Genomic DNA, 22,743 nt, shown 5'->3' on the forward strand with positions numbered 1-22,743 from the left:
CGACCAACGTTAGAGGATCAGCGCGTCCCGGCCGGAACGGCTCCTATCCGCACGAGGAGGTCCGCGAGCCGGTCGGTGACCGTCTCCGGGTGCTCCAGCATCACCAGGTGGCCGGCGTCCGGCACGATGACCAGTTCGGCGTCCGGGAGCTGGTCCGCGATGGCCTCGCTGTGGGAGCTGGGTGTCACGAGGTCCTTGTCGCCGGCCAGGATCAGCACCGGGACGCCGCCGAAGGCGGGCAGCGCCCCGCTCTTGTCGTGCTCGGTGAACGCCGGGTAGAACTCGGCGACCACGTCGATGGGGGTCGACTCGATCAGCCGCTCGGCGAACCGCGCGACCGCCGGGTCCACGTCCCTCGACCCGAACGAGTACCGCTTGATCAGCCCGGCGAACAGGTCGGCGGTCGCCCGCCGTCCGCGCTCCACGAGCTCCGTCTGCGAGCCGAGCGCCTTCAGCACCCCCGGCAGCACCCGCCGCACCGCGTTCACGCCGGCCACCGGGAGTCCGAAGTTCACCTCGCCGAGTTTCCCGCTCGACGTACCGACGAAGGCGACCGCGGCAACCCTGTCACGGATCAGCTCGGGGTGGCGGTCGGCCAGCGCCATGATCGTCATGCCGCCCATGGAGTGGCCCACGAGCACCAGCGGGCCCTCGGGGGCCGCCGCGTCGATGACCGCCCTGAGGTCGCGCCCGAGCTGGTCGATTCCCAGCGGCTCGCCCGCGGCCTGCGCGCGGCCCCGCTCGGAGCGGCCGTGGCTGCGCTGGTCCCAGTGGACGGTACGGACCAGCCCGCGCAGGGCGGCCCGCTGGAAGTGCCAGGAGTCCTGGCCCAGGCAGTACCCGTGGCTGAAGACCACGGTCAGGGGCGCGGGGTCCTTGCTGCCGAAGAGCCGCCGCCGCCGGGAACCGGAACCTGCCCGGTCCGCCGTCCCGGAGCCCTTGCCCGCACGGCCGCCTGTGACCGCCTCCGGCTCGATCTCGTCGACCTCGTAGTACAGCTCGGTGCCGTCGTCCGCGACCGCGCGCCCCGGCGTCCCCCGCAGGGAGCCGTACGGGCCCGAGGCGTCCAGCGCGAGCCGGGCCTTCTTCCGCATGCCGCGGCCGACGGTGAGCCTCTCGACGGCGACCCCGGCGGCCGCTCCCGCCGCGATGACGCCTATCGCCGCCCCGGCCACGCCCGCCCGGCGCCAGCCGGCCGCCGCGACGGCCGCCGTCGCCACCACGTCCTCCGCGCTGGTCTCGCTCACCGTGCCGCGCTCCTTCGTCGTCGTTCTCGTCGTCGTCGGGCCATGATCTCGCGGGTACGGGCTCAGTCCCGGCCGGCGTCCTCGTGGAGGTGGACGCGGGGGACGCGTGCCCCGATGCGGGTGACGATCTCGTAGGCGATCGTGTCCGCCGCCACCGCCCAGTCCTCGGCGCTCGGCTCGCCCCGGTCGCCCGGCCCGAAGAGCACCGCCTCCGCACCGGCCTCCAGGGACTCGCCCCCGAGGTCGACGACGAACTGGTCCATGGCGACCCTGCCCGCGACCGTACGGACCTTGCCGCCCACGAGGACGGGGCCCCGGCCCGAGGCGTGGCGCGGCACCCCGTCGGCGTATCCGACGGGCACCAGCGCGAGCGTCGTCTCGGCGGAGGTCGTGTAGTGGTGGCCGTAGCTGATGCCGTGCCCCGGGGGCACCTGCTTGACCAGGGCGACCGAGGCGGCGAGCGTCATGACGGGACGCAGCCCGAAGTCGGCCGGGGTGCCCAGCTCCGGGGCGGGCGAGATGCCGTACATGGCGATGCCGGTGCGCACGAGGTCGAAGTGCGACTCGGGCACCGTGAGGGTCGCCGGCGAGTTCGCGATGTGCCGCACCTCGGGGCGCACGCCCTCCTTCTCGGCGTACGCCACCATGTCGCGGAAGACGTTCAGCTGGGCTGCGATCGAGGGGTGCCCCGGCTCGTCGGCGCAGGCGAAGTGCGACCAGAGCCCGGTGACGCGCAGGACGCCCGCCTCCTCCGCCGCCCGGGCCGCGCCGACGAGCGCCGGCCAGTCGGCGGGCTGGCACCCGTTGCGCCCGAGCCCGGTGTCGGCCTTGAGCTGGACCCGGGCCGGGATCCCGGCCGCCGTGGCCGCGGCGACGACCTCGTCGAGGGCCCACATCCCGCTCACCGAGACATCGATGTCGGCCTCGACCGCCTCCCGCCAGGGGCCGCCGGGCGTCCACAGCCAGCACATCAGCCGGCCCCCGATGCCCGCCGCCCGCAGCGCGAGCGCCTCCTGCGGCGTGGCGGTGCCCAGCCAGGACGCGCCGGCCTCCTGAGCGGCACGGGCGCAGGGCACCGCGCCGTGCCCGTAGGCGTCGGACTTCACCACGGCCATGAGCTGCGCCCCGGACGCCCGCGCACGCAGGGCGCGCACATTGGCGCGCAACGCGGCGAGGTCGATCTCGGCACGGGCTCTCAGGGTCGCTGTCTCGTTCATCGCGCCCAGTCTCTCAGAGCCGTACGCCCGTGCCCTCGATCCTCGGTGCCCGGTGAGGCGGTCAGCGGTGGTCCAGGGCGTGTTCCAGATGCTCGACCAGGACCGGGACATGGCTGGCCGGGACGTCCTTCACCGCCGTGACGAGGGTGACGGCGCCCCCCTCTCGGAGCAGCGCGAGCAGTGTCTGGACCGCCTCCACGTGGTCGGGATCGCCCAGCTCGGTGCGGTAGCGGTCGACGAAGGCGTCGTACCGGCCGCCGGTGCGGTCCTCGTGGTACCAGGTGCGCAGTTCCTTCGACGGAGTGGCGTCCTTGGCCCAGAGGCCGACGGCGGCGTCCTCCTTGGAGATGCCGCGCGGCCAGAGCCTGTCGACCAGCACCCGGGTGCCGTCGTCCTCCTCCGGAGGGTCGTACACCCTGCGCACCCGGATCCTGCTCCCGCTGCCACCGCTCATGTCGGACCTCCCGTACCGGTCCCCTCCAGCGTGGATCAGGCCCGTACGTCCCGCCACGCCGCGGGCAGCGCGTCTGCCACGTCCGACGCGGCGACCGGCGCCCCCGCGGAGGCCCGGCGCGCGGCGAGCCCGTGCAGGTGGGCGCCCACCGACGCCGCGTCACGCGGGGCGAGTCCGGCGGCCAGCAGAGAGCCGGTCAGCCCCGACAGCACGTCGCCGCTGCCCGCGGTGGCGAGCCACGGCGTGCCGGTCGGATTGACCCGCACGGGCGTGTCCCCGGCCTCCGCGACGAGCGTCGTCGAGCCCTTCAGCAGCACGGTGGCGCGGTAGCGTGCGGCAAGTTCGCGCACGGCGGCGAGCCGCCCGGCCTCGACCTCGTCGCGGGCCACCCCGAGCAGCGCGGCGGCCTCACCGGCGTGCGGGGTGAGGACGGTGGCGGCGGCCCGTCCGCGCACGGCTTCGGCGTCCATCAGCCGCAGCCCGTCGGCGTCCACCAGCACCGGGACGTCCGTCGCCAGCACGTCGGCCACCGCGGCGGCCGCGGCCGCCGAGTCGCCGAGCCCGGGGCCCACCACCCAGGCCTGCACCCGTCCGGCCTCCGAGGGCGGCCCGGGGTGCACCAGGGTCTCCGGGAAGCGGGCGATCACCGCGGCGGCGCCCGGTCCGGCGTAGCGCACGGCTCCGGCTCCGCCGCGCAGCGCCCCCGCGACGGCGAGTACGGCGGCCCCCGGGTACCGCTCCGAGCCGGCGGCCACACCCACCACCCCGCGGCGGTACTTGTCGCTCTCGGCGGCGGGTTCGGGCAGCAGGGCGGCGACGTCGGCGTACTGCAGTGCCTCCAGGTCGGGCCGTTCGGGCAGGGTGGCCGCCAGGCCGATGTCGACGAGTCGGAGCGCCCCGGCGTGCCCGGCCGCCGGATCGATGAGCAGCCCGGGCTTGTACGTGCCGAAGGTGACGGTGGCGTCGGCGCGTACGGCCGGTCCGAGCACCTGCCCGGTGTCCGCCTCGACCCCGCTCGGCAGGTCGACCGCGACGACCGGGGCGTGCCCCCGGGTGACGGCGTCCACCAGTTCCGCTGCTCCGGGTCGCAGACCGCCCCGTCCACCGATGCCGGTGATGCCGTCGACGACGAGGTCGACGGGGCCGAAGGGGCCGAGGTCCGGTCCGTCCAGGACCTGCCCGCCCGCGGCGAGCAGCGCCGCGAGCGCGGGGCCGTGGACCTTGCCGGGGGAGGTCAGGACGGCTCGTACGCCCGCTCCGCGCCGGGCCAGCCGGGCTCCGGCGTAGAGGGTGTCCCCGCCGTTGTCCCCGCTGCCGACGAGGAGCAGCACCCGTGCGCCGTACACCCGCCCGTCGCGCCGGAGCAGGTCACCGCAGGCCACCGCGAGCCCGGCGGCGGCGCGCTGCATGAGCGCCCCTTCCGGGAGCCGTGCCATGAGGGCCTTCTCGGCGGCCCGTACCGTCTCGACGCTGTAGGCGTGTCGCATGCTCTCAACCCTCGGCGATCACCACGGCCGACGCCACCCCCGCGTCATGGCTGAGGGAGACGTGCCAGCTGCGTACGCCGAGCTCCGCGGCCCGGGCGGCGACGGTCCCCCGGACCTCCAGCCGGGGCCTCCCGCTCTCCTCGACGCACACCTCGGCGTCGGTCCAGAGCAGCCCGGCGGGGGCGCCGAGCGCCTTGGCCAGGGCCTCCTTGGCCGCGAACCTGGCCGCGAGCGAGGCGATCCCCCTCCGCTCCCCGCCCGGCAGCGTCAGCTCCCGGTCGAGGAAGAGCCGTTCGGCCAGCTGGGGTGTGCGCCCCAGCGCGGCGCCGAAGCGTTCGATCTCCGCCACATCGATCCCGACCCCAATGATCACGCGCTCACTCACTCACTCGACTGTCACGGACTTCGCCAGGTTGCGCGGCTGGTCCACCTCGTTGCCCCGGGCCGTCGCCAGCTCGCAGGCGAACACCTGCAACGGCACCGTGGCGACCAGCGGCTGAAGCAGCGTAGGCGTAGCGGGGATCCGGATGAGGTGGTCGGCGTACGGCACGACCTCCTCGTCGCCCTCCTCCGCGATGACGACGGTACGCGCGCCACGGGCCCGGATCTCCTGGATGTTCGACACGATCTTGTCGTGCAGGACCGAACGCCCGCGCGGGGACGGCACGATCACCACCACCGGGAGCCCTTCGTCGATCAGGGCGATCGGCCCGTGCTTGAGCTCTCCCGCGGCGAAGCCCTCGGCGTGCATGTAGGCGAGCTCCTTGAGCTTCAGCGCTCCCTCCATGGCCACCGGGTAGCCGACGTGCCGTCCGACGAAGAGGACCGTGTCGTGTCCGGAGAGCGAGCGGGCCAGCTCGCGTACCGGCTCCATCGTGCCGAGGACGCGTTCCACGGCCCCGGACATCTCGGTGAGCTGGCGCACGACGGTACGGATCTCGTCCCCCCACTTGGTGCCGCGTACCTGCCCCAGGTACAGGGCGACGAGGTAGCAGGCGACGAGCTGCGTCAGGAACGCCTTGGTGGAGGCGACGGCGACCTCGGGGCCGGCGTGCGTGTAGAGCACGGCGTCGGACTCCCGCGGGATGGTCGAGCCGTTGGTGTTGCAGATGGCGAGGACCTTCGCCCCCTGCTCACGGGCGTGCCGCACCGCCATCAGGGTGTCCATCGTCTCGCCGGACTGCGAGATCGCGACGACCAGGGTGCGCTGGTCGAGGATCGGGTCGCGGTAGCGGAACTCGCTGGCCAGCTCGGTCTCGCAGGGCAGCCGGGTCCAGTGCTCGATGGCGTACTTGGCGATCATCCCGGCGTGGAAGGCGGTCCCGCAGGCGACGATCACGACCTTGTCGACCTCCCGGAGCACCCCCGGCGCGATGCGCACCTCGTCCAGGTGGAGGGTGCCGGAGCCGTCGACCCGGCCGAGGAGGGTGTCGGCCACGGCCTTGGGCTGGTCGGCGATCTCCTTGAGCATGAAGGAGGCGTAGCCGCCCTTCTCGGCGGCCGAGGCGTCCCAGTCGACGTGGTAGTCGCGTGTGGGGGCGGGGAAGCCGTCGAACCCGGTGACGGTGGCCCCGTCACGGCGCAGCTCGACGACCTGGTCCTGGCCGAGTTCGATGGCATCGCGGGTGTGCGCGATGAAGGCGGCGACGTCGGAGGCGAGGAACATCTCGCCGTCCCCCACACCGACGACGAGCGGTGAGTTCCGCCGGGCCCCGACCACCACGTCCGGCTCGTCCGCGTGCACGGCCACCAGGGTGAACGCGCCTTCCAGCTGCCGGCACACCTGCCGCATGGCCTCGGCGAGATCCCCACCGGACGAGTAGGCCTCGGCGAGCAGGTGGGCGACGACCTCGGTGTCGGTCTCGGAGGCCAGGTCGTGCCCGCGTCCGGCCAGCTCCTCGCGCAGCGCGGCGAAGTTCTCGATGATCCCGTTGTGCACGACGGCGACCCGGCCCGCGTTGTCGAGGTGCGGGTGGGCGTTGGCGTCGGTGGGCCCCCCGTGCGTGGCCCAACGGGTGTGCCCGACACCGGTGTTCCCGGAGGGCAGCGGCCGGTCCTTGAGTTCCTTCTCCAGGTTGACGAGCTTCCCCGCCTTCTTCGCGGCGGCCAGCCCCCCGTCCGCGAGGACGGCGACCCCCGCGGAGTCGTACCCCCGGTACTCCAGCCGCTTCAGCCCCGCGACGACGACATCCTGCGCCGACTGCGCTCCGACGTAACCCACGATTCCGCACATATCGGCACCATAAGGCCGGGAAGGGGCGGGGGACAGCAGGGGTGCGCCGCGCGGTGTCCCCGGTGGGCCCGGGCGGACCCGTCGGCCGGGGCTACGCTGCGCGCCATGACAGCACCGGACTGCCACACGTGCGCCATGGAAGCGGAGTTCGACGCGCTGCCGCCGCGCGAGCGCGTCGCGTACGACCGGTACTGGCGGGTGGCCCACGCGACCGGGACCTCACTGCCCGGGTGGCTGGTGCTGCTGCCGCGGCGGCACATCACCGCGGTGCACGAGCTCACCGACGCGGAGGCGGCCGGGCTGGGGGCGTGGCAGGTCCGGCTCAGCAGGGCGCTGCGCGCGGTGACGGGCTGCGAGAAGACGTACGTCGTCCAGTTCGCCGAGGCCGAGGGCTTCGCTCATGTGCACTTCCACGTCGTGCCACGCGCCGCGGACCTGCCGGCGGAGTACCGGGGGCCCGGCGTCTTCGGCCTGCTGCGGCGCCCGGCGGAGCAGCAGGTGACCGAGGGGCGGGCGGACGACATCGCGCGGGCGCTCGGAGCGGAACTCGGCGGCGGGTAGTCCGGGCAGCACCTCCCCGGCCGGATGACCCGCACCCACGTGACCCACCCCACCCCCCACTCCGCCGGAAGTCCCGCGACAATGAACACGTGATCACCTCACCCGCACGGAGCACCCGCCGCACCGAGCACGCGCCGACGCCCTACGTCGACCTGACCCGGGCCGAGTGGAGCGCCCTGCGTGACAAGACGCCGCTCCCACTGAGCGCCGAGGAGGTCGAGAGACTGAGAGGGCTCGGTGACGTCATCGACCTCGACGAGGTCCGGGACGTCTATCTGCCGCTCTCGCGGCTGCTGAACCTCTACGTCCAGGCCACATCGGGCCTGCGGGGCGCGCTGAACACCTTCCTGGGCGACGCCGGCAACGGTCACGGTGAGCAGCGGGGCACCCCCTTCGTCATAGGAGTCGCGGGAAGCGTCGCCGTCGGGAAGTCCACCACCGCCCGCATCCTGCAGGCACTGCTCGCGCGCTGGCCGGAGCACCCCCGCGTCGAGCTGGTGACGACGGACGGCTTCCTCCTCCCGATGAAGGAGCTGGAGTCGCGCGGGCTGATGTCGCGCAAGGGCTTCCCCGAGTCGTACGACAGGCGGGCGCTGACCCGCTTCGTCGCCGACATCAAGGCCGGCAAGGACGAGGTCACCGCCCCGGTCTACTCCCACCTGATCTACGACATCGTGCCGGGTGAGCGGCTGACCGTGCGGCGTCCCGACATCCTCATCGTCGAGGGCCTCAACGTGCTCCAGCCCGCGCTGCCCGGCAAGGACGGCCGCACCAGGGTGGGCCTCGCCGACTACTTCGACTTCAGCGTGTACGTGGACGCGAAGGAGAAGGACATCGAGCAGTGGTACCTCCACCGCTTCCGGAGGCTGCGCGAGACGGCGTTCCAGAACCCGTTCTCGTACTTCCGCAAGTACACCCAGGTCTCCGAGGGGGAGGCGCTGGACTACGCGCGCACCATGTGGCGGACCATCAACAGGCCCAATCTGCTGGAGAATGTCGCACCGACGCGCAGCCGTGCGACGCTCGTGCTGCGCAAGGGGCCGGACCACAAGGTCCAGCGCCTCTCCCTGCGCAAGCTCTGATCCGCTGTCCCACGCTGCTCCGCTGATCCAGGAAAGGGTGCACCGTGCTGCATCTGCGCCTCATCGTGCCCGCAGAACGCACCGACGAGGTGCTGGAGTTGATCGAGGCGACGGTGGGAACGGCCCATGTCGCGGTGCTCTCGGGGGCGGCACGCAATCCCGCCGGGGACGTCGTCCTGTGCGACGTGGCACGTGAGGCGGGCGACGAACTCATCGGCGGCCTGCGGAAACTGGGCATCGACGACTGCGGTTCGATCACGGTCGAGAACATGGACCTCACCCTATCCAGGCGTGCCGACGAGGCGGAGCGGGAGGCGCCGGGTGAGGGCATGGACGCCGTGCTCTGGGAGGAACTGAGCGAGGTCACCCACGAGGAGTCGACGTTCAGCGCCACCTACGTGACGTTCCTCGCCGTCGCCACGATGCTCGCCGCCTGCGGCGTGATGCTGGACAACGCGGTCCTGATCGTGGGGGCGATGGCGGTGGGTCCGGAGTTCGGTCCGCTCGCCGGCATCTCGACGGCGCTGGTGCAGCGCGCGCCCCGGCTGGTGGCCAGGTCGCTGTGGGCGCTGATCGCCGGGTTCCTCGCGGCGATGGTGCTCACCGCCGGGTTCGCCTGGCTGATGGACGCGCTGGACCTGTTCAACGAGGACATGATCACCGCTCCGCGGCCGCAGACCGGTTTCATCTGGCACCCGGACTGGATGTCGTTCGTGGTGGCCCTGCTGGCCGGTATCGCGGGGACACTGTCGCTGACCTCGGCGAAATCGGGGGCGCTGATCGGCGTCGCCATCTCCGTGACCACGGTGCCCGCCGCGGCCAACGCGGCCGTCGCCTTCAGCTACCAGGACCTGGACCAGGCCTGGGGGTCGTCCGTGCAGCTGCTGGCCAACCTGGGCGGCATCGTCCTGGCGGGCACCGTGACGCTGCTGATCCAGAAGGCACTGTGGAACCTCACGCGCGCCTCCGCCCCCGTCCGCCGGGTGAAGGCGGGCGCTTCCGGCTGACGCCGCCCCGGCCCGCCGCGCGGGTCCGGCAGCGTGCGGCAGGGCATCGCTGCCGGACCCGGCACTGGTGGCTGCCGCTCGGCCGGTGGCACGATCCGGCGCATGACCGAAGCCCACCAGGTGATTTGCCGAACCGGACGCACTCGCGCCCTGCACTCGCTGGCTCTGCTCGGGGCAGGCGGGGCGGTACCGGCTGTCGGGCGGGTGGCGGAACCGGCAGCGCACGGGCACGGGCCGAGGACGAGGAGGAGTTCGTGACCGCCCGCTTCCTCGACGACACGGACTACAACCCGCATGGCTTCGGCACCCACATCGTCCTCGGTGGCGGCCCGCCCGCCGTGGTCCCCCACAGCGGTCCGGGCCGCTTCGCGGCGCACCGGATACCGGTGGAGCGGCTCACCCTCACCGCCGTACGGCGTCCCCGGGGCGGTGACGGCGACACCGTTCCCGTGGGGTGGCACATCGCCGAACTCGACGACGCGGGTGTGCCGGTGCGCCTGGCCGCCGCTCCGGCCGTACTGGCCCGCCTCACCGCCGAACTGGGTCTCGCACCCCGGGCCGAGGAAGCACCGCGGGCCCGGCCATGAGGCCGGGCCCGCGGCACAGCCGATGCCGGGTCAGCCCAGCGCGGACTTGACGACGTCGGCCAGCTGTCCGGCCACGGCGCGTGCCTGCTCCAGATCGGCCGCCTCGACCATGACCCGCACCAGCGGCTCGGTGCCGGACTTCCGCAGGAGCACGCGTCCGGTGTCGCCCAGCTCGCGCTCCGCGACGGCCACCGCGGTGGCCAGCTCGGGCGAGGTCTCCACGCGGGACTTGTCGACGTCCGGCACGTTGATGAGGACCTGCGGGAGGCGCTGCATCACACCGGCGAGTTCGGCGAGCGAACGGCCGGTCGCGGCGACCCGGGCGGCCAGCATCAGCCCGGTGAGCGTGCCGTCCCCCGTGGTGGCGTGGTCCAGGACGATGACGTGGCCGGACTGCTCGCCGCCCAGCGCGAAGCCCTCGGCCTTCATCGACTCCAGGACGTAGCGGTCGCCGACGGCGGTCTGGACGAGCTGGATGCCCTCCCGCTCCATCGCCTGCTTGAAGCCGAGGTTCGACATGACGGTGCCGACGACTGTGTCCTTGCGCAGCTGCCCGGCCTCACGCATGGCGAGGGCGAGCACGGCCAGGATCTGGTCCCCGTCGACCTCCTCGCCGGACGCGTCCACGGCCAGGCAGCGGTCCGCGTCGCCGTCGTGGGCGATGCCGAGGTCGGCGCCGTGCTCGACGACGGCCGCCTTGAGCAGCGCGAGATGGGTGGAGCCGCATCCGTCGTTGATGTTCAGGCCGTCCGGCTCCGCGCCGATGGTGACGACCTCGGCACCGGCCCGGGCGAACGCCTCGGGAGAGACACGGGCGGCGGCGCCGTGCGCCTCGTCGAGGACGATCTTCAGGCCGTCGAGCCGGTTCGGGAGGACACCGATGAGGTGGGCGACGTACCGGTCGAAGCCCTCCGCGTAGTCGGTGACGCGGCCCACGCCGGCGCCGGTCGGCCGGGACCAGGGCTCACCCGTGCGGTGCTGCTCGTAGACGGTCTCGATGCGGTCCTCGAGCTCGTCGGCGAGCTTGTGCCCGCCGCGGGCGAAGAACTTGATGCCGTTGTCCGGCATCGCGTTGTGACTGGCGGAGAGCATGACACCGATGTCGGCGCCGAGCGCTCCGGTCAGATACGCCACCGCGGGCGTCGGCAGCACGCCGACGCGCAGCACGTCCACCCCTGAGCTGGCCAGGCCGGCCACCACCGCGGCCTCCAGGAACTCTCCGGACGCGCGTGGGTCACGGCCCACCACGGCGGTCGGCCGGTGCCCCTCGAAGGTGCCCGCCTCGGCCAGTACGTGCGCCGCCGCGACCGAGAGACCGAGCGCGAGCTCGGCCGTCAGATCCGCGTTGGCGACACCGCGTACGCCGTCCGTGCCGAAGAGTCGTCCCACTGGTGTCCTCCGAAGATGCTCCGAAACCGCAAAACCAAAGTAAACAAAATAGGGCAAAGCGCGGCGAGGCGCGGCAAAAGTGGACGCACCTGAGGCCGTCAGTCCTATGAACGTGTAAACGTCTTAAGCCGTTATACGCCCGCAAGGACTGATAAACGAACGCCCCGGCAGCACAATGCGTGCCGCCGGGGCGAACGTGTAAAGCAGACGAGCAGGCGGTTTAGCGCTTGCTGTACTGCGGGGCCTTGCGGGCCTTCTTGAGACCGGCCTTCTTGCGCTCGACCGCACGGTCGTCGCGGGAGAGGAAGCCGGCCTTCTTCAGCGTGGCGCGGTTGTTGTCCACGTCGGCCTCGTTCAGCGCGCGGGCCACACCGAGGCGCAGGGCGCCGGCCTGACCCGAGACGCCGCCACCCGAGATGCGGGCGATGACGTCGTAGCGGCCGTCGAGCTCGAGCACCTTGAAGGGCTCGTTGACTTCCTGCTGGTGCACCTTGTTGGGGAAGTAGTCCTCAAGGGTGCGACCGTTGATCTTCCACTTGCCGGTGCCCGGGACGATCCGGACGCGGGCGATGGCGTTCTTGCGACGGCCAAGGCCGGCCGCGGGCTGCGGGTCGCCGAAGCGGCCCGCGAGCGACTCGGAGGTGTACTCACCCTCGACGGGGACCTCCGACTCGAAGGTGGTCACCTCGGCGTAGGTCTCTTCGCCGTCGGTGCCCTCGACGGGCGTCTCTGCAGTGGTCTCGGCCACGATTCTCCTCAGATCTTTCTTTACGTCTTAGGGGGGAGGCCGGAACTACTGCGCGACCTGGGTGATCTCGAACGGGACAGGCTGCTGCGCAGCGTGCGGGTGCTGGTCGCCCGCGTAGACCTTCAGCTTCGAGAGCATCTGACGACCCAGGGTGTTCTTGGGGATCATGCCCTTGATGGCCTTCTCGACAGCCTTCTCGGGGTTCTTCGCGAGAAGCTCGTCGTAACGCACCGAACGGAGACCGCCCGGGAAGCCCGAGTGGCGGTACGCCATCTTCTGGGTCTTCTTGTTACCGGAGAGGTGAACCTTCTCGGCGTTGATGATGATGACGAAGTCGCCCATGTCCATGTGGGGGGCGTAGGTCGCCTTGTGCTTGCCGCGGAGGAGGTTGGCAGCCGTGGTGGCCAGACGGCCGAGAACGATGTCCTCGGCGTCGATGATGTGCCACTGGCGAGTGACATCGCCGGGCTTGGGGCTGTACGTACGCACTTCGTAGCCTTCGCTTCTTCAGTGGATGAGGTCCAGACACATGGCACCCCTGAAGCGATCATGCAGCTGGGGCTCACACTGCCGGGGACGATGCCCGTATGCGAGCCACTGGTAACTGCTCCAGAGAACCTACGTACGGGCTCATCGCGTGAGAACGACCGAGCCGGTACGTATAACAACCCCCGACAGTACCCGCCCCTGTGGGGACGGGTCAAAACGCGCCGTCCCTACCGTTCCCGCTGGACCCTGCGCTCGTCCCAGACCGGCTCCTTGGTCTCCCGCACCACCCCGTCCGACCCGAAGACCAGGTACCGGTCGAAGGACTTCGCGAACCAGCGGTCGTGCGTGACCGCCATGACCGTGCCGTCGTACGCCTCCAGCCCGTCCTGCAGGGCCTCGGCCGACTCCAGGTCGAGGTTGTCCGTCGGCTCGTCCAGCAGCAGCGCTGTGGTGCCGGCCAGCTCCAGGAGCAGGATCTGGAAGCGCGCCTGCTGCCCTCCGGACAGCCGCTCGAAGGCCTGGTCGCCCTGGCGCTCCAGCTCGTAGCGGCGCAGCACACCCATGGCCCCGCCCCGGTCCTTGGCGTGCTCCGTCCACAGGATCTCGACCAGGGTCTTGCCGAGCAGCTCCGGGTGGGCGTGGGTCTGCGCGAAGTGGCCGGGCACGACCCGGGCCCCGAGCTTCCACTCCCCGGTGTGCGCCACCGGTTCCCCGGCCAGCAGCCGCAGGAAGTGCGACTTCCCCGAGCCGTTGGAGCCGAGCACCGCGACCCGCTCCCCGTAGTAGATCTCCAGGTCGAACGGCTTCATCAGACCGGTCAGCTCCAGGCCGGTGCAGGTCACCGCCCGCACCCCGGTCCGCCCGCCGCGCAGCCGCATCCTGATGTCCTGCTCACGGGGCGGCTCCGGCGGGGGCCCCGCCTCCTCGAACTTCTTGAAGCGGGTCTGCATCGCGTGGTAGCGGTTCGCCATGTCGGGGCTGTTCGCCGCCTGCTGCCGCATCCGCAGGACGAGCGCCTTCAGCCGGGCGTGCTCCTCCTCCCAGCGGCGCAGCAGTTCCTCGAAGCGGGCGAAGCGCTCCTTGCGGGCCTCGTGGTACGTGCCGAAGCCGCCGCCGTGCACCCAGACGTCCGAGCCGGCCGGGCTCGGCTCCACACTGACGATCTTCTCGGCGGCCCGCGAGAGCAGCTCCCGGTCGTGGGAGACGAAGAGCACCGTCTTGCGGGTCTCCCTGAGTCTCTCCTCCAGCCACCGCTTGCCGGGGACGTCCAGATAGTTGTCCGGCTCGTCCAGGAGCAGCACCTCGTCGGGTCCCCTGAGCAGCGCCTCCAGCACCAGCCGCTTCTGCTCACCGCCGCTGAGGGTGCGCACCTCGCGCCACTGCGCCTTCTCGTACGGGACGCCGAGCGCGGCCATGGTGCAGATGTCCCACAGCGTCTCGGCCTCGTAGCCCCGCGCCTCCGCCCAGTCGCTGAGCGCCTGCGCGTACGCCATCTGCGCGGCCTCGTCGTCCACGGTGAGGATGCGCTCCTCGGCCGCGTCGACGGCCTTCGCCGCCTCCCTGATGCGGGGCTGCGCCACGGAGACCAGCAGGTCACGGACGGTGCGCTCGTCCCGGACGGAACCCACGAACTGCGACATCACCCCGAGTCCGCCGCTCACCGAGACCGAGCCGCCGTGCGGCTGGAGCTCCCCGGAGAGCAGCTTCAGGAGCGTCGTCTTTCCCGCCCCGTTCGCGCCCACCAGGGCGACGACGGCGCCGTCGGCCACCCGGAACGAGGCATCGCCGAGCAGCACCCGCCCGTCCGGTAGGTAGTACTCCAGGTGGCCCGCTTCGAGATGTCCCATGCGAGTCATTGTCACGGCACGAGAACCGTCGGCCCAACCGCTTTACGGTCGGCCCAGGGCCTGTCCGGCGGATCAGTTCGCAGCGTGGTGGCCCGCGCGCTGCCCACGCGCTTCCCGAGCGCGCGACAGGATCCGCCGGACAGGCTCTAGGATGCGCCGCATGAGCTTTGGGCAAGGGGGGCCCTCCTGGGGGCCGGGAGACAGCGGGACTCCGGACTGGGCGGCGCTCGCCGAGGCGTCCGCCGCGCGGAGCAGGCGCAGGAAGTGGCTGATGATCGGGGGCGGGGCACTGGCCACCGCCGCCGTCGCCGCCGTCGTGGCCACGGCCGTCATCACCAGCGGAAGCGGCGGCGCCTCCGGCTCGGGCAAGAACGCGAGCGAGCTGCCCACCCCCGCCGATCTGCCCGCCGAGACCTCGGCGCCCGGCCCGTCCTTCTCCTCGGTGGCGCCACCGCCCCCGCCGGACCCGAAGGACTACATAGCCGACGAGAGGAAGGACACGGCACCGGTCACGGTCGACGCGTTCTTCCCCGGCAGGAAGCTCACCATGGGCGACCGCGTCTACGCCAAGGGCGCCACCGCCCGCACCACGAACTGCGCCACGGCGACACAGGGCGCCCTCGGCGGGATCCTCGACGGCAACGGCTGCGACCAGGTGATCCGCGCCACGTACAGCAAGGGCGGCATCGCCCTCACCGTCGGCCTCGCCGTCTTCGGCACCGAGTCGGAGGCCAGGAAGGCCGCCCAGCAGGCCTCCGGCGGTCTCGCCTCCCTCAGCGGATCCGGCGTCCCCACCTTCTGCCGGGCCGGCGCGGTCTGCCGCCGCACCGCCAATTCCTACGGCCGTTACGCCTACTTCACCGTGAGCGGCTACACCGGCGGGAAGAACGTCACCACGAGCTCCAAGGACGTGTACGCGGTCGGCGACGACCTGACCGAGTTCACCTTCCGCCAGATCCGCCACCGCGGCGAGGTACAGGCGTCCGCCGCCGCGGGGCTCCCCACCTCCTGAGACCCGCTCCCCCACGCACCAGCCCCGTCCCTCCCCTCGACCGAGGAACCGCCGCCGTGCGTCTGACCGCCCTCTTCACCATCCCGCGCGTCCTGCGCCACAGCGATGCCATAGGCGCGGACCTGCCCCCGGACGACGCCGTGGTCCTCGACGCACCGGACCCCTCGCTGCGCCTCGCCCTGGCCGCCGCCACGGCCGGGGACCACGCCCCGGCCGCCGAGCTGCTCGCCGCCACCCGCGCGCACGCCCAGTGGGAACGCCGTGACGCCTGCGTCTCCCGCCTCGCCCGGGCATCCCTGCACCACCCCGGCTGGCTGGAGGCATGGCTGGAGGAGGACCCGGAGGACCCGGACGCCGTGCTGGTCAAGGCCGACCAGTACATCCACCAGGCGTGGCAGATCCGCACGGCGGCCCGGGCCCGGCATGTGGAAGCCGACCAGTTCCGGGCCTTCCACGCGGTGCTGCGCGACGCCGTGCCGGTGATCTCGGCCGCTGCCGAGCTCAACCCCGACGACCCCGTCCCGTGGCGCATCGCGCTGACACAGGCCCGGGGCATCCAGGCCCCCCGCGAGGTCTTCGACACCTATCTCGCCGAGGCGGACGCCCGCGATCCGCACCACGAGGGCTGCCACGTCCAGGCCCTCCAGTACCTCTGCGCCAAGTGGTACGGATCCCACGAGGAGATGTTCGACTTCGCCGAGCGGGCGGCGGAGCACGCCCCGCCCGGGTCACGGCTCCACGCCCTGCCCCTCCAGGCCGTCGTCGAATACCTCATCGCCGACGAGGAGACGCCGGACCACGACCCGTACGGACCGCGCGCGGACGCCGCCGTGGCCCGCGCCCAGGCCCTCTCGGACAGCTACGCGCCGGGAGACCGGGAGGCAGCCGGCTTCCGCAACCACCTGGCCCTGGTCCTGTGGTCCCTGAACCGCTACGAGGAGGCGCTGGACGCCTTCCGTGCCGCCGGGGTGCACGCCACCACCTTCCCCTGGACCTACTTCGGGGACGCCCGCGAGGAGTTCCTGGAGGCACGCTCGGACACCCGGATCGAGCTGGCGATGCGGATCCCCTTCTTCCGCCCGTCGCCGAGGACCCCGGACACCGGGTCGCCGGACTGGGAACGGGAACTGTCCCCGCGTTCGCTCGCCATCGCCTCCACCGGGCCGACCGAGGTGGCCCAGGCCGCCCTGATCTGCGGGTACAGCCTCCGTACGGCCCCGGCAGGCCGGCACCACACCTACGTCGAGATCGTCCCGGACCCGGTACGCGGCAAGCGCGCGGCCCTGCTCCCCGAGGACCCGCTCACCTCGGCGGCGGACAACTTCACCACCGCCGAGGACTGGCCCGCGCTTGTCCTGCACCGCACCCCCGAGCGCAGCAGCTTCACGCTGCTGCACCGCGGCCGGAAGGTCGCGGACCACGCCTGGGAGACCGCCGCCCCCGCCACCGACCACGCCGAGGCCGTGGAGGCCGCGACCGCCCTCGCCCGTGTCTACGGGCTGCCCGATCCCCGTCCGCTGGCACACATCCTGCGGGCCACCGGCGACCCCGCCCGCCACCAGGGCGAACTCGTCGCCGCCCTCGGCCTTCCCCCGCTGCCCGAAGGTTACGGCGGGCAGCGGGAGATCCTCACGGACCTCCCCGGCGCCCGGGTACTGGCCCGGCGGGGCTTCCTCGCGGGGATGCGGGACACCATGACCGCCAAGGACGGCGTCCACCCCGACCGGCCCGCCGAGGACGCCCCCCGGCCGGTCCGCTGGTGGGTCACACGCACCCTGGCGCTGCTGCTCTTCACAGCGGCCGCGGTCTACGCCTGGTGGACCCCCGACATCGGCTGGTTCCGCTCCACCGTGTCCAGCGCGGTCGCCGTGTACCTCGCCGCCAAGCTCCTGCGCGCCCGGCGCCGCAGGGCGCTCAGCAGCAGCCCGCCCCCGGCAGCGTCCTGATGTTACGGGCCTCCGCGGCACGGGCCGCGAGCAGTTCGTCAGCCGGATAGGCCACTTCCTCCAGCGTCAGCCCGTGCGGCCGCACCACGTGCACCGCGGGATCGCGCACCTTCGCGGCCAGGACCTCGGCCGGCCACCCGGCGGGCCTCCGCCCGTCCCCGACGAACAGTGCGGCGCCGATCAGCGCCCGCACCATGTTGTGGCAGAAGGCGTCCGCCTGCACGGTGGCGGTGAGCACACCGGACTCCGGGTCCCGCACCCAGTGCAGCTTCTGCAGCGTACGGATGGTCGTCGCGCCCTCGCGCTTCTTGCAGTACGCCGCGAAGTCGTGCTCCCCCACCATCAGCGCGGCGGCCTCGTTCATCGCGTCCAGGTCGAGCGGCCGATCGTGCCAGAGCACATGTCCCCTGGTCAGCGGGTCGACCCCGCCCGGCCGATCCCCCACCCGGTACGCGTACCGCCGCCACAGCGCGGAGAACCGCGCGTTGAACCCGGCCGGGGCCTCGGCGGCCCGCCAGACACGGACGTCCAGCGGCAGCCGTCCCGCCATCCGCCGCAGCAGCTTCTCCTCGTGCTCGGCCCACACCTCGGCCGGCAGGTCGACGTGCGCCACCTGCCCCCGCGCGTGCACCCCGGCGTCGGTGCGGCCCGCGACCGTCAGGTCGTACGTCACCGCCGAGCGCGTCACGGTACGCAGCGCGTCCTCGATCTCACCCTGCACCGTGCGCCTGCTGGTCTGCTTCGCCCAGCCGGAGAAGTCCTTGCCGTCGTAGGACAGGTCCAGCCGTACCCGTACAAAGCCGGGCTCTGCCTCGTCACTCACCCGAAGATCCTCTCAGAACAGAACGGGCCCGCACCGCCCCGAAGGGAGGTGCGGGCCCGTACCTGGGTCTCAGAACGCTCAGGCGTCCTTGGACTCCTCAGCGGCGTCGGCCGGCTTGGCGTCCTCGACGGTCTCGGCCGGAGCCTCGTCCTTCTTGAGGGCGTCTTCCTTGACGGCGCGCTTCGTGGCGGCCTCGGCCTCACCGGTGGCCTGCTGGGCCACGGTCAGCGCCTCGACCAGCTCGATGACGGCCATCGGGGCGTTGTCGCCACGACGGTTGCCGATCTTGGTGATGCGGGTGTAACCACCGGGGCGGTTCTCGTACCGCGGGGCGATCTCGGTGAAGAGCGTGTGCACGATGCTCTTGTCCGTGATCGACTGCAGCACCAGGCGACGGTTGTGGATGTCGCCCTTCTTCGCCTTGGTGATGAAGCGCTCGGCGACCGGACGCAGGCGACGGGCCTTGGCCTCGGTCGTGGTGATGCGGCCGTGCTCGAACAGCGACTTCGCGAGGTTGATGAGAAGAAGCTTCTCGTGCGCAGCGCTGCCGCCCAGACGGGCGCCCTTCGCGGGCTTCGGCATGGTGTTTCTCCTTGTGTGCTGCACCGGCCGTATCAGGTACCGGTGTCAGTTCCCGTGAGGCGGCCGCCCCACGGAAGTCTTCGTGCGTCAGCCGGACAGCGGCCGAAAACAGCCCGTCCGGCGCTTGAGGACAAAGCCTCAGCCCCGGCACGGGGGCACCCTCACATCCGGGCACCCCCAGCCGGGAGGCGGCTCAGTACTGCTCGGTCTCCACGAAACCGGCGTCCGCGTCGTCGTCGGCGCCGAAGGCGTCGGCGGCGGCGGTCGGGTCGAAGCCGGGAGGCGAGTCCTTCAGCGCGAGGCCCATACCGGCCAGCTTCGCCTTGACCTCGTCGATCGACTTGGCACCGAAGTTGCGGATGTCGAGCAGGTCCGCCTCGGAGCGGGCCACGAGCTCGCCCACCGAGTGGATGCCCTCGCGCTTGAGGCAGTTGTACGAACGGACCGTGAGCTCGAGCTCCTCGATCGGCAGCGCCAGATCGGCGGCGAGCGCGGCGTCCGTCGGGGACGGGCCCATGTCGATGCCCTCGGCGTCGATGTTGAGCTCGCGCGCCAGACCGAACAGCTCGACCAGGGTCTTACCGGCCGACGCCATGGCGTCACGGGGACGCATGGCCTGCTTGGTCTCGACGTCGACGATCAGCTTGTCGAAGTCGGTGCGCTGCTCGACACGGGTCGCCTCGACCTTGTACGTGACCTTGAGCACCGGCGAGTAGATGGAGTCGACCGGGATACGGCCGATCTCCTGGCCCACCTGCTTGTTCTGGACGGCGGAGACGTAGCCGCGGCCGCGCTCGACGGTCAGCTCCATCTCCAGCTTGCCCTTGCCGTTGAGCGTGGCGAGGACGAGGTCCGGGTTGTGCACCTCGACACCGGCCGGCGGCGCGATGTCGGCGGCGGTGACCAGGCCGGGGCCCTGCTTGCGCAGGTACATCACGACGGGCTCGTCGTGCTCCGAGGAGACGACCAGCTGCTTGATGTTGAGGATGAGGTCGGTCACGTCCTCCTTGACGCCCGGCACGGTGGTGAACTCGTGCAGGACACCGTCGATCCGGATGCTGGTGACAGCGGCACCGGGGATCGAGGAGAGGAGCGTGCGACGCAGGGAGTTGCCGAGGGTGTAACCGAAGCCCGGCTCCAGCGGCTCGATCACGAACCGGGAGCGGAATTCGTCGACGACCTCTTCGGTCAGCGACGGACGCTGAGCGATAAGCATGGGGAGAGTCCTTCAGTCGTGGGCACCCACTATTTGATGCCCGACAGATGCAACAAGGGTACGGGCGGTACGCCCCGTATGAGGCGTACCGCCCGGACCCGAACGCTACTGACGCACGGCCGTCACCGGCCGTGACGGATCAGACGCGGCGACGCTTCGGCGGACGGCAGCCGTTGTGCGGCGTCGGGGTGACGTCCTGGATCGAACCGACCTCGAGGCCCGTGGCCTGGAGGGAGCGGATCGCGGTCTCACGGCCGGAGCCGGGACCCTTGACGAAGACGTCGACCTTGCGCATGCCGTGCTCCTGCGCGCGGCGGGCGGCCGACTCGGCGGCCATCTGCGCGGCGAAGGGGGTGGACTTGCGCGAGCCCTTGAAGCCGACGTGGCCGGCGGAGGCCCAGGAGATCACGTTGCCCGAGGGGTCCGTGATCGAGACGATCGTGTTGTTGAACGTGCTCTTGATGTGCGCGTGGCCGTGAGCGACGTTCTTCTTTTCCTTGCGACGCACCTTCTTGGCTGCGCCCTGACGACCCTTGGGGGGCATGTCTTGACTCCAGATGGAGAGGGGAGGTGATCGGTCCTACAGCGAAGACCGCTGGTTTCCGCGAACGTCCGGTGGCCCGGACACCCGCAGTGCGTCCGCTGAGGACTACTTCTTGCCCGGCTTCTTCTTACCGGCGATGGCGCGACGCGGGCCCTTGCGGGTACGCGCGTTCGTGCTGGTGCGCTGACCGTGGACGGGCAGGCCACGACGGTGGCGGATGCCCTGGTAGCAGCCGATCTCGACCTTGCGGCGGATGTCGGCCTGGATCTCGCGGCGAAGGTCACCCTCGGTGCGGAGGTTGGCGTCCACGTACTCGCGGATCTTGACCAGGTCCTCTTCGGCCAGGTCGCGAACGCGGGTGTTGGGGTTCACGCCGGTGGTGGCGAGGATCTCCTTGGACCGGGTACGCCCGATGCCGAAGACGTAGGTGAGGGCAACCTCCACGCGCTTTTCGCGCGGGATGTCAACACCTGAAACGCGTGCCATTCAATGGCTCCAGTTGTTATTTCGGGGGTCTTCCGCAGTGCCACTCCCGGTCGCCGACCCCGCCCGCGTGGGAAGAGGTGGTACGCCCGGGTCCCCGGCCCCCGCCGGAGGTGTCGTCAGCCGAAGCTTGGACGGGCACTGCGTATGTACGTTTACGTGCGTCGCGCGAAGAGCTGCGAGATGCAGGTGGTCGTGCGTCAGCCCTGGCGCTGCTTGTGGCGCAGGTTGTCGCAGATGACCATGACCCGGCCGTGACGGCGGATCACCTTGCACTTGTCGCAGATCTTCTTGACGCTCGGCTTGACCTTCATGGGATGTCAGGTTCTCCGGGTCAGTGCCCTCACCACGCCGAAGCGGGATGGCGGCAAGATCTACTTGTAGCGGTAGACGATCCGGCCACGCGTCAGGTCGTACGGGGAAAGCTCCACGACGACCCGGTCATCCGGGAGGATGCGGATGTAGTGCATACGCATCTTGCCGCTGATGTGCGCGAGGACTTTGTGACCGTTCTGGAGCTCCACCTTGAACATGGCGTTCGGGAGGGACTCGATCACGGTGCCCTCAATTTCGATGGCACCTTGCTTCTTGGCCACGCTTCGCCCTTCGAATCGGCTACCTTGATCGACTCTCACCATCGGTGTGAAGACATACGGACACACTGATGCACGAGAGCCGACGAGTCAGTCTACGTCAGCGGACCCCAAAAGACGAATCCGTCAAGTTTGCCCACTTCCCCTGATCCTTAGACACGGATCAGCCGGACAGTCCCGGGGCAATCAGGCCAGCGGGTCCGGCGCGGCCTCCACGCCGTACTGCGCGAGCCGCGCCCGGCCGCAGTCCGGCGCGGTCAGGACCAGCGGGCCCTGCTCGGTGAGGGCGATCGAGTGCTCCCAGTGCGAGGACCAGGTGCCGTCGGTGGTCAGCACCGTCCACTCGTCCGCGAGCACCTCGGTCTGCGCGGTGCCCAGCGAGACCATCGGCTCGATGGCCAGGCAGACACCGGGGACCAGCTTGATGCCCTTGCCGCGCTTGCGTGAGACGTAGTTCAGCAGGTGCGGGTCCATGTGCATCTCGGTGCCGATGCCGTGCCCGCCGTAGTCCTCGATGATCCCGTACTTGCCGGTGGCGGGGCGGGGCTGGCGGCGGATGTAGGACTCGATCGCCTTGGAGATGTCGACGAGCCGGTTGTTCACCTTCATCGCGGCGATCCCGGCCCACATGGACTCCTCGGTCACCCGGGAGAGCTCGATCAGCTCCGGGGCGTGTCCGGTCCCGACGAAGGCGGTGTACGCCGCGTCGCCGTGCCAGCCGTCGACGATCGCGCCGGCGTCGATCGAGATGATGTCGCCGTCCTTCAGGACGGTCTTCTCGTCCGGGATGCCGTGGACGACGACCTCGTTGACCGAGGTGCAGATCGTGGCGGGAAATCCGCCGTACCCGAGGAAGTTCGACTTGGCGCCGTGGTCGGCGATCACCTTGCGGGCGACCTCGTCGAGGTCCTTCGTGGTGGCGCCGGGGACGGCGGCCTCACGGGTGGCGGCGTGGATGGAGGCGACCACGAGGCCCGCCTCGCGCATCTTCGCGATCTGCTCGGGGGTCTTGATCTGCACCATCGCTGGGCGCCTTTCTGCGTACGGGGTGGACGTCGGGGCCGTACTCCACGATACGGCGCAAAGAGTCGGGGGGGGGGCGCGGGCGGGGGGCGGCGCCCGCGGGGGGGGGGTGGGGGGGTGAGGAGCGCGGGCGCCGGGCTTGTGTGCTCGCGAGCGGGCCGGGGACACCACGC

At 71.4% G+C, this 22,743-nt stretch carries 23 protein-coding genes and 1 pseudogene; 6 read left to right on the forward strand and 18 right to left on the reverse strand.

The window, feature by feature from the left end; genetic code table 11:
- Positions 1-17: 17 nt before the first annotated feature.
- From ACFXOA_RS06105 to glmS, 6 genes are all read right to left on the reverse strand, one after another.
- Entirely contained in the window at positions 18-1,247 is a 1,230-nt protein-coding gene (locus tag ACFXOA_RS06105; RefSeq protein WP_385023101.1) for an alpha/beta fold hydrolase, read from the reverse strand.
- A 62-nt stretch (positions 1,248-1,309) separates the two neighbouring features.
- Positions 1,310-2,464 carry an alanine racemase gene (alr, locus tag ACFXOA_RS06110; protein ID WP_385023103.1) on the reverse strand — a complete coding sequence of 385 codons (1,155 nt, stop codon included), beginning with the start codon at positions 2,462-2,464 and terminating at the stop codon, positions 1,310-1,312.
- 61 nt (positions 2,465-2,525) lie between these two features.
- The gene (locus ACFXOA_RS06115; RefSeq protein WP_385023105.1) at positions 2,526-2,918 is read right to left on the reverse strand and encodes a DUF488 domain-containing protein; all 393 of its coding nucleotides are present in this window, start codon (positions 2,916-2,918) and stop codon (positions 2,526-2,528) included.
- A gap of 35 nt (positions 2,919-2,953) precedes the next feature.
- On the reverse strand, positions 2,954-4,405 hold the full coding sequence (locus ACFXOA_RS06120; RefSeq protein WP_385023107.1) for an NAD(P)H-hydrate dehydratase: 1,452 nt from the start codon (positions 4,403-4,405) through the stop codon (positions 2,954-2,956).
- Between the two features lie 4 nt (positions 4,406-4,409).
- Positions 4,410-4,778, reverse strand: a complete 369-nt coding sequence (locus ACFXOA_RS06125) for a holo-ACP synthase (RefSeq protein WP_362552781.1) — start codon at positions 4,776-4,778, stop codon at positions 4,410-4,412.
- A gap of 12 nt (positions 4,779-4,790) precedes the next feature.
- Complete coding sequence (gene glmS, locus ACFXOA_RS06130) at positions 4,791-6,638, reverse strand: glutamine--fructose-6-phosphate transaminase (isomerizing) (protein WP_385023109.1); 1,848 nt, start codon at positions 6,636-6,638, stop codon at positions 4,791-4,793.
- A 105-nt stretch (positions 6,639-6,743) separates the two neighbouring features.
- Here glmS and ACFXOA_RS06135 point away from each other — a divergent pair, with 105 nt between their 5' ends.
- The 4 genes and pseudogenes from ACFXOA_RS06135 to ACFXOA_RS06150 form a co-directional block, all read left to right on the forward strand.
- The gene (locus ACFXOA_RS06135; protein WP_385023111.1) at positions 6,744-7,199 is read left to right on the forward strand and encodes an HIT family protein; all 456 of its coding nucleotides are present in this window, start codon (positions 6,744-6,746) and stop codon (positions 7,197-7,199) included.
- Between the two features lie 89 nt (positions 7,200-7,288).
- Positions 7,289-8,281 carry a type I pantothenate kinase gene (coaA, locus tag ACFXOA_RS06140; RefSeq protein WP_385023113.1) on the forward strand — a complete coding sequence of 331 codons (993 nt, stop codon included), beginning with the start codon at positions 7,289-7,291 and terminating at the stop codon, positions 8,279-8,281.
- 44 nt (positions 8,282-8,325) lie between these two features.
- The gene (locus ACFXOA_RS06145; protein WP_385023115.1) at positions 8,326-9,288 is read left to right on the forward strand and encodes a DUF389 domain-containing protein; all 963 of its coding nucleotides are present in this window, start codon (positions 8,326-8,328) and stop codon (positions 9,286-9,288) included.
- A gap of 215 nt (positions 9,289-9,503) precedes the next feature.
- Positions 9,504-9,875 (forward strand): annotated as a pseudogene (locus tag ACFXOA_RS06150) (PH domain-containing protein); the annotation flags it as partial.
- A gap of 30 nt (positions 9,876-9,905) precedes the next feature.
- Here the strand turns inward: ACFXOA_RS06150 and glmM are convergent.
- From glmM to ACFXOA_RS06170, 4 genes are all read right to left on the reverse strand, one after another.
- Entirely contained in the window at positions 9,906-11,264 is a 1,359-nt protein-coding gene (glmM, locus tag ACFXOA_RS06155; RefSeq protein ID WP_385023117.1) for a phosphoglucosamine mutase, read from the reverse strand.
- A 220-nt stretch (positions 11,265-11,484) separates the two neighbouring features.
- The gene (gene rpsI / locus ACFXOA_RS06160; protein WP_362552711.1) at positions 11,485-12,012 is read right to left on the reverse strand and encodes a 30S ribosomal protein S9; all 528 of its coding nucleotides are present in this window, start codon (positions 12,010-12,012) and stop codon (positions 11,485-11,487) included.
- Between the two features lie 45 nt (positions 12,013-12,057).
- The gene (gene rplM / locus ACFXOA_RS06165; protein ID WP_385023120.1) at positions 12,058-12,501 is read right to left on the reverse strand and encodes a 50S ribosomal protein L13; all 444 of its coding nucleotides are present in this window, start codon (positions 12,499-12,501) and stop codon (positions 12,058-12,060) included.
- Positions 12,502-12,728: 227 nt separating this feature from the next.
- The gene (locus ACFXOA_RS06170; RefSeq protein ID WP_385023122.1) at positions 12,729-14,348 is read right to left on the reverse strand and encodes an ABC-F family ATP-binding cassette domain-containing protein; all 1,620 of its coding nucleotides are present in this window, start codon (positions 14,346-14,348) and stop codon (positions 12,729-12,731) included.
- Positions 14,349-14,508: 160 nt separating this feature from the next.
- On the opposite strand from ACFXOA_RS06170, the gene ACFXOA_RS06175 reads away from it, so the two are divergent.
- Together ACFXOA_RS06175 and ACFXOA_RS06180 are read left to right on the forward strand one after the other, a co-directional pair.
- Complete coding sequence (locus ACFXOA_RS06175; protein WP_385023124.1) at positions 14,509-15,360, forward strand: hypothetical protein; 852 nt, start codon at positions 14,509-14,511, stop codon at positions 15,358-15,360.
- Positions 15,361-15,416: 56 nt separating this feature from the next.
- Positions 15,417-17,306 carry a hypothetical protein gene (locus tag ACFXOA_RS06180; protein ID WP_385023126.1) on the forward strand — a complete coding sequence of 630 codons (1,890 nt, stop codon included), beginning with the start codon at positions 15,417-15,419 and terminating at the stop codon, positions 17,304-17,306.
- Here the strand turns inward: ACFXOA_RS06180 and truA are convergent.
- The 8 genes from truA to map form a co-directional block, all read right to left on the reverse strand.
- Entirely contained in the window at positions 17,275-18,129 is an 855-nt protein-coding gene (gene truA / locus ACFXOA_RS06185; protein ID WP_385023128.1) for a tRNA pseudouridine(38-40) synthase TruA, read from the reverse strand. The genes ACFXOA_RS06180 and truA overlap by 32 nt on opposite strands.
- A 78-nt stretch (positions 18,130-18,207) precedes the next feature.
- A complete protein-coding gene (gene rplQ / locus ACFXOA_RS06190; protein ID WP_385023130.1) occupies positions 18,208-18,711 on the reverse strand; it encodes a 50S ribosomal protein L17 in 504 nt (167 codons plus the stop codon).
- 193 nt (positions 18,712-18,904) lie between these two features.
- Positions 18,905-19,927, reverse strand: coding sequence for a DNA-directed RNA polymerase subunit alpha (locus ACFXOA_RS06195; protein WP_003966937.1), 1,023 nt, complete (start codon positions 19,925-19,927; stop codon positions 18,905-18,907).
- A gap of 139 nt (positions 19,928-20,066) precedes the next feature.
- A complete protein-coding gene (rpsK, locus tag ACFXOA_RS06200; protein ID WP_003956432.1) occupies positions 20,067-20,471 on the reverse strand; it encodes a 30S ribosomal protein S11 in 405 nt (134 codons plus the stop codon).
- A 105-nt stretch (positions 20,472-20,576) separates the two neighbouring features.
- A complete protein-coding gene (gene rpsM / locus ACFXOA_RS06205; RefSeq protein ID WP_018490826.1) occupies positions 20,577-20,957 on the reverse strand; it encodes a 30S ribosomal protein S13 in 381 nt (126 codons plus the stop codon).
- A gap of 197 nt (positions 20,958-21,154) precedes the next feature.
- Positions 21,155-21,268, reverse strand: coding sequence for a 50S ribosomal protein L36 (gene rpmJ, locus ACFXOA_RS06210; protein WP_003956441.1), 114 nt, complete (start codon positions 21,266-21,268; stop codon positions 21,155-21,157).
- Positions 21,269-21,328: 60 nt separating this feature from the next.
- A complete protein-coding gene (infA, locus tag ACFXOA_RS06215) occupies positions 21,329-21,550 on the reverse strand; it encodes a translation initiation factor IF-1 (protein WP_003956442.1) in 222 nt (73 codons plus the stop codon).
- 183 nt (positions 21,551-21,733) lie between these two features.
- Positions 21,734-22,570 carry a type I methionyl aminopeptidase gene (map, locus tag ACFXOA_RS06220; RefSeq protein WP_385023132.1) on the reverse strand — a complete coding sequence of 279 codons (837 nt, stop codon included), beginning with the start codon at positions 22,568-22,570 and terminating at the stop codon, positions 21,734-21,736.
- Positions 22,571-22,743 lie beyond the last annotated feature (173 nt).

The sequence above is a fragment of the Streptomyces sp. NPDC059166 genome, assembly GCF_042755185.1.
Lineage (GTDB): Bacteria > Actinomycetota > Actinomycetes > Streptomycetales > Streptomycetaceae > Streptomyces.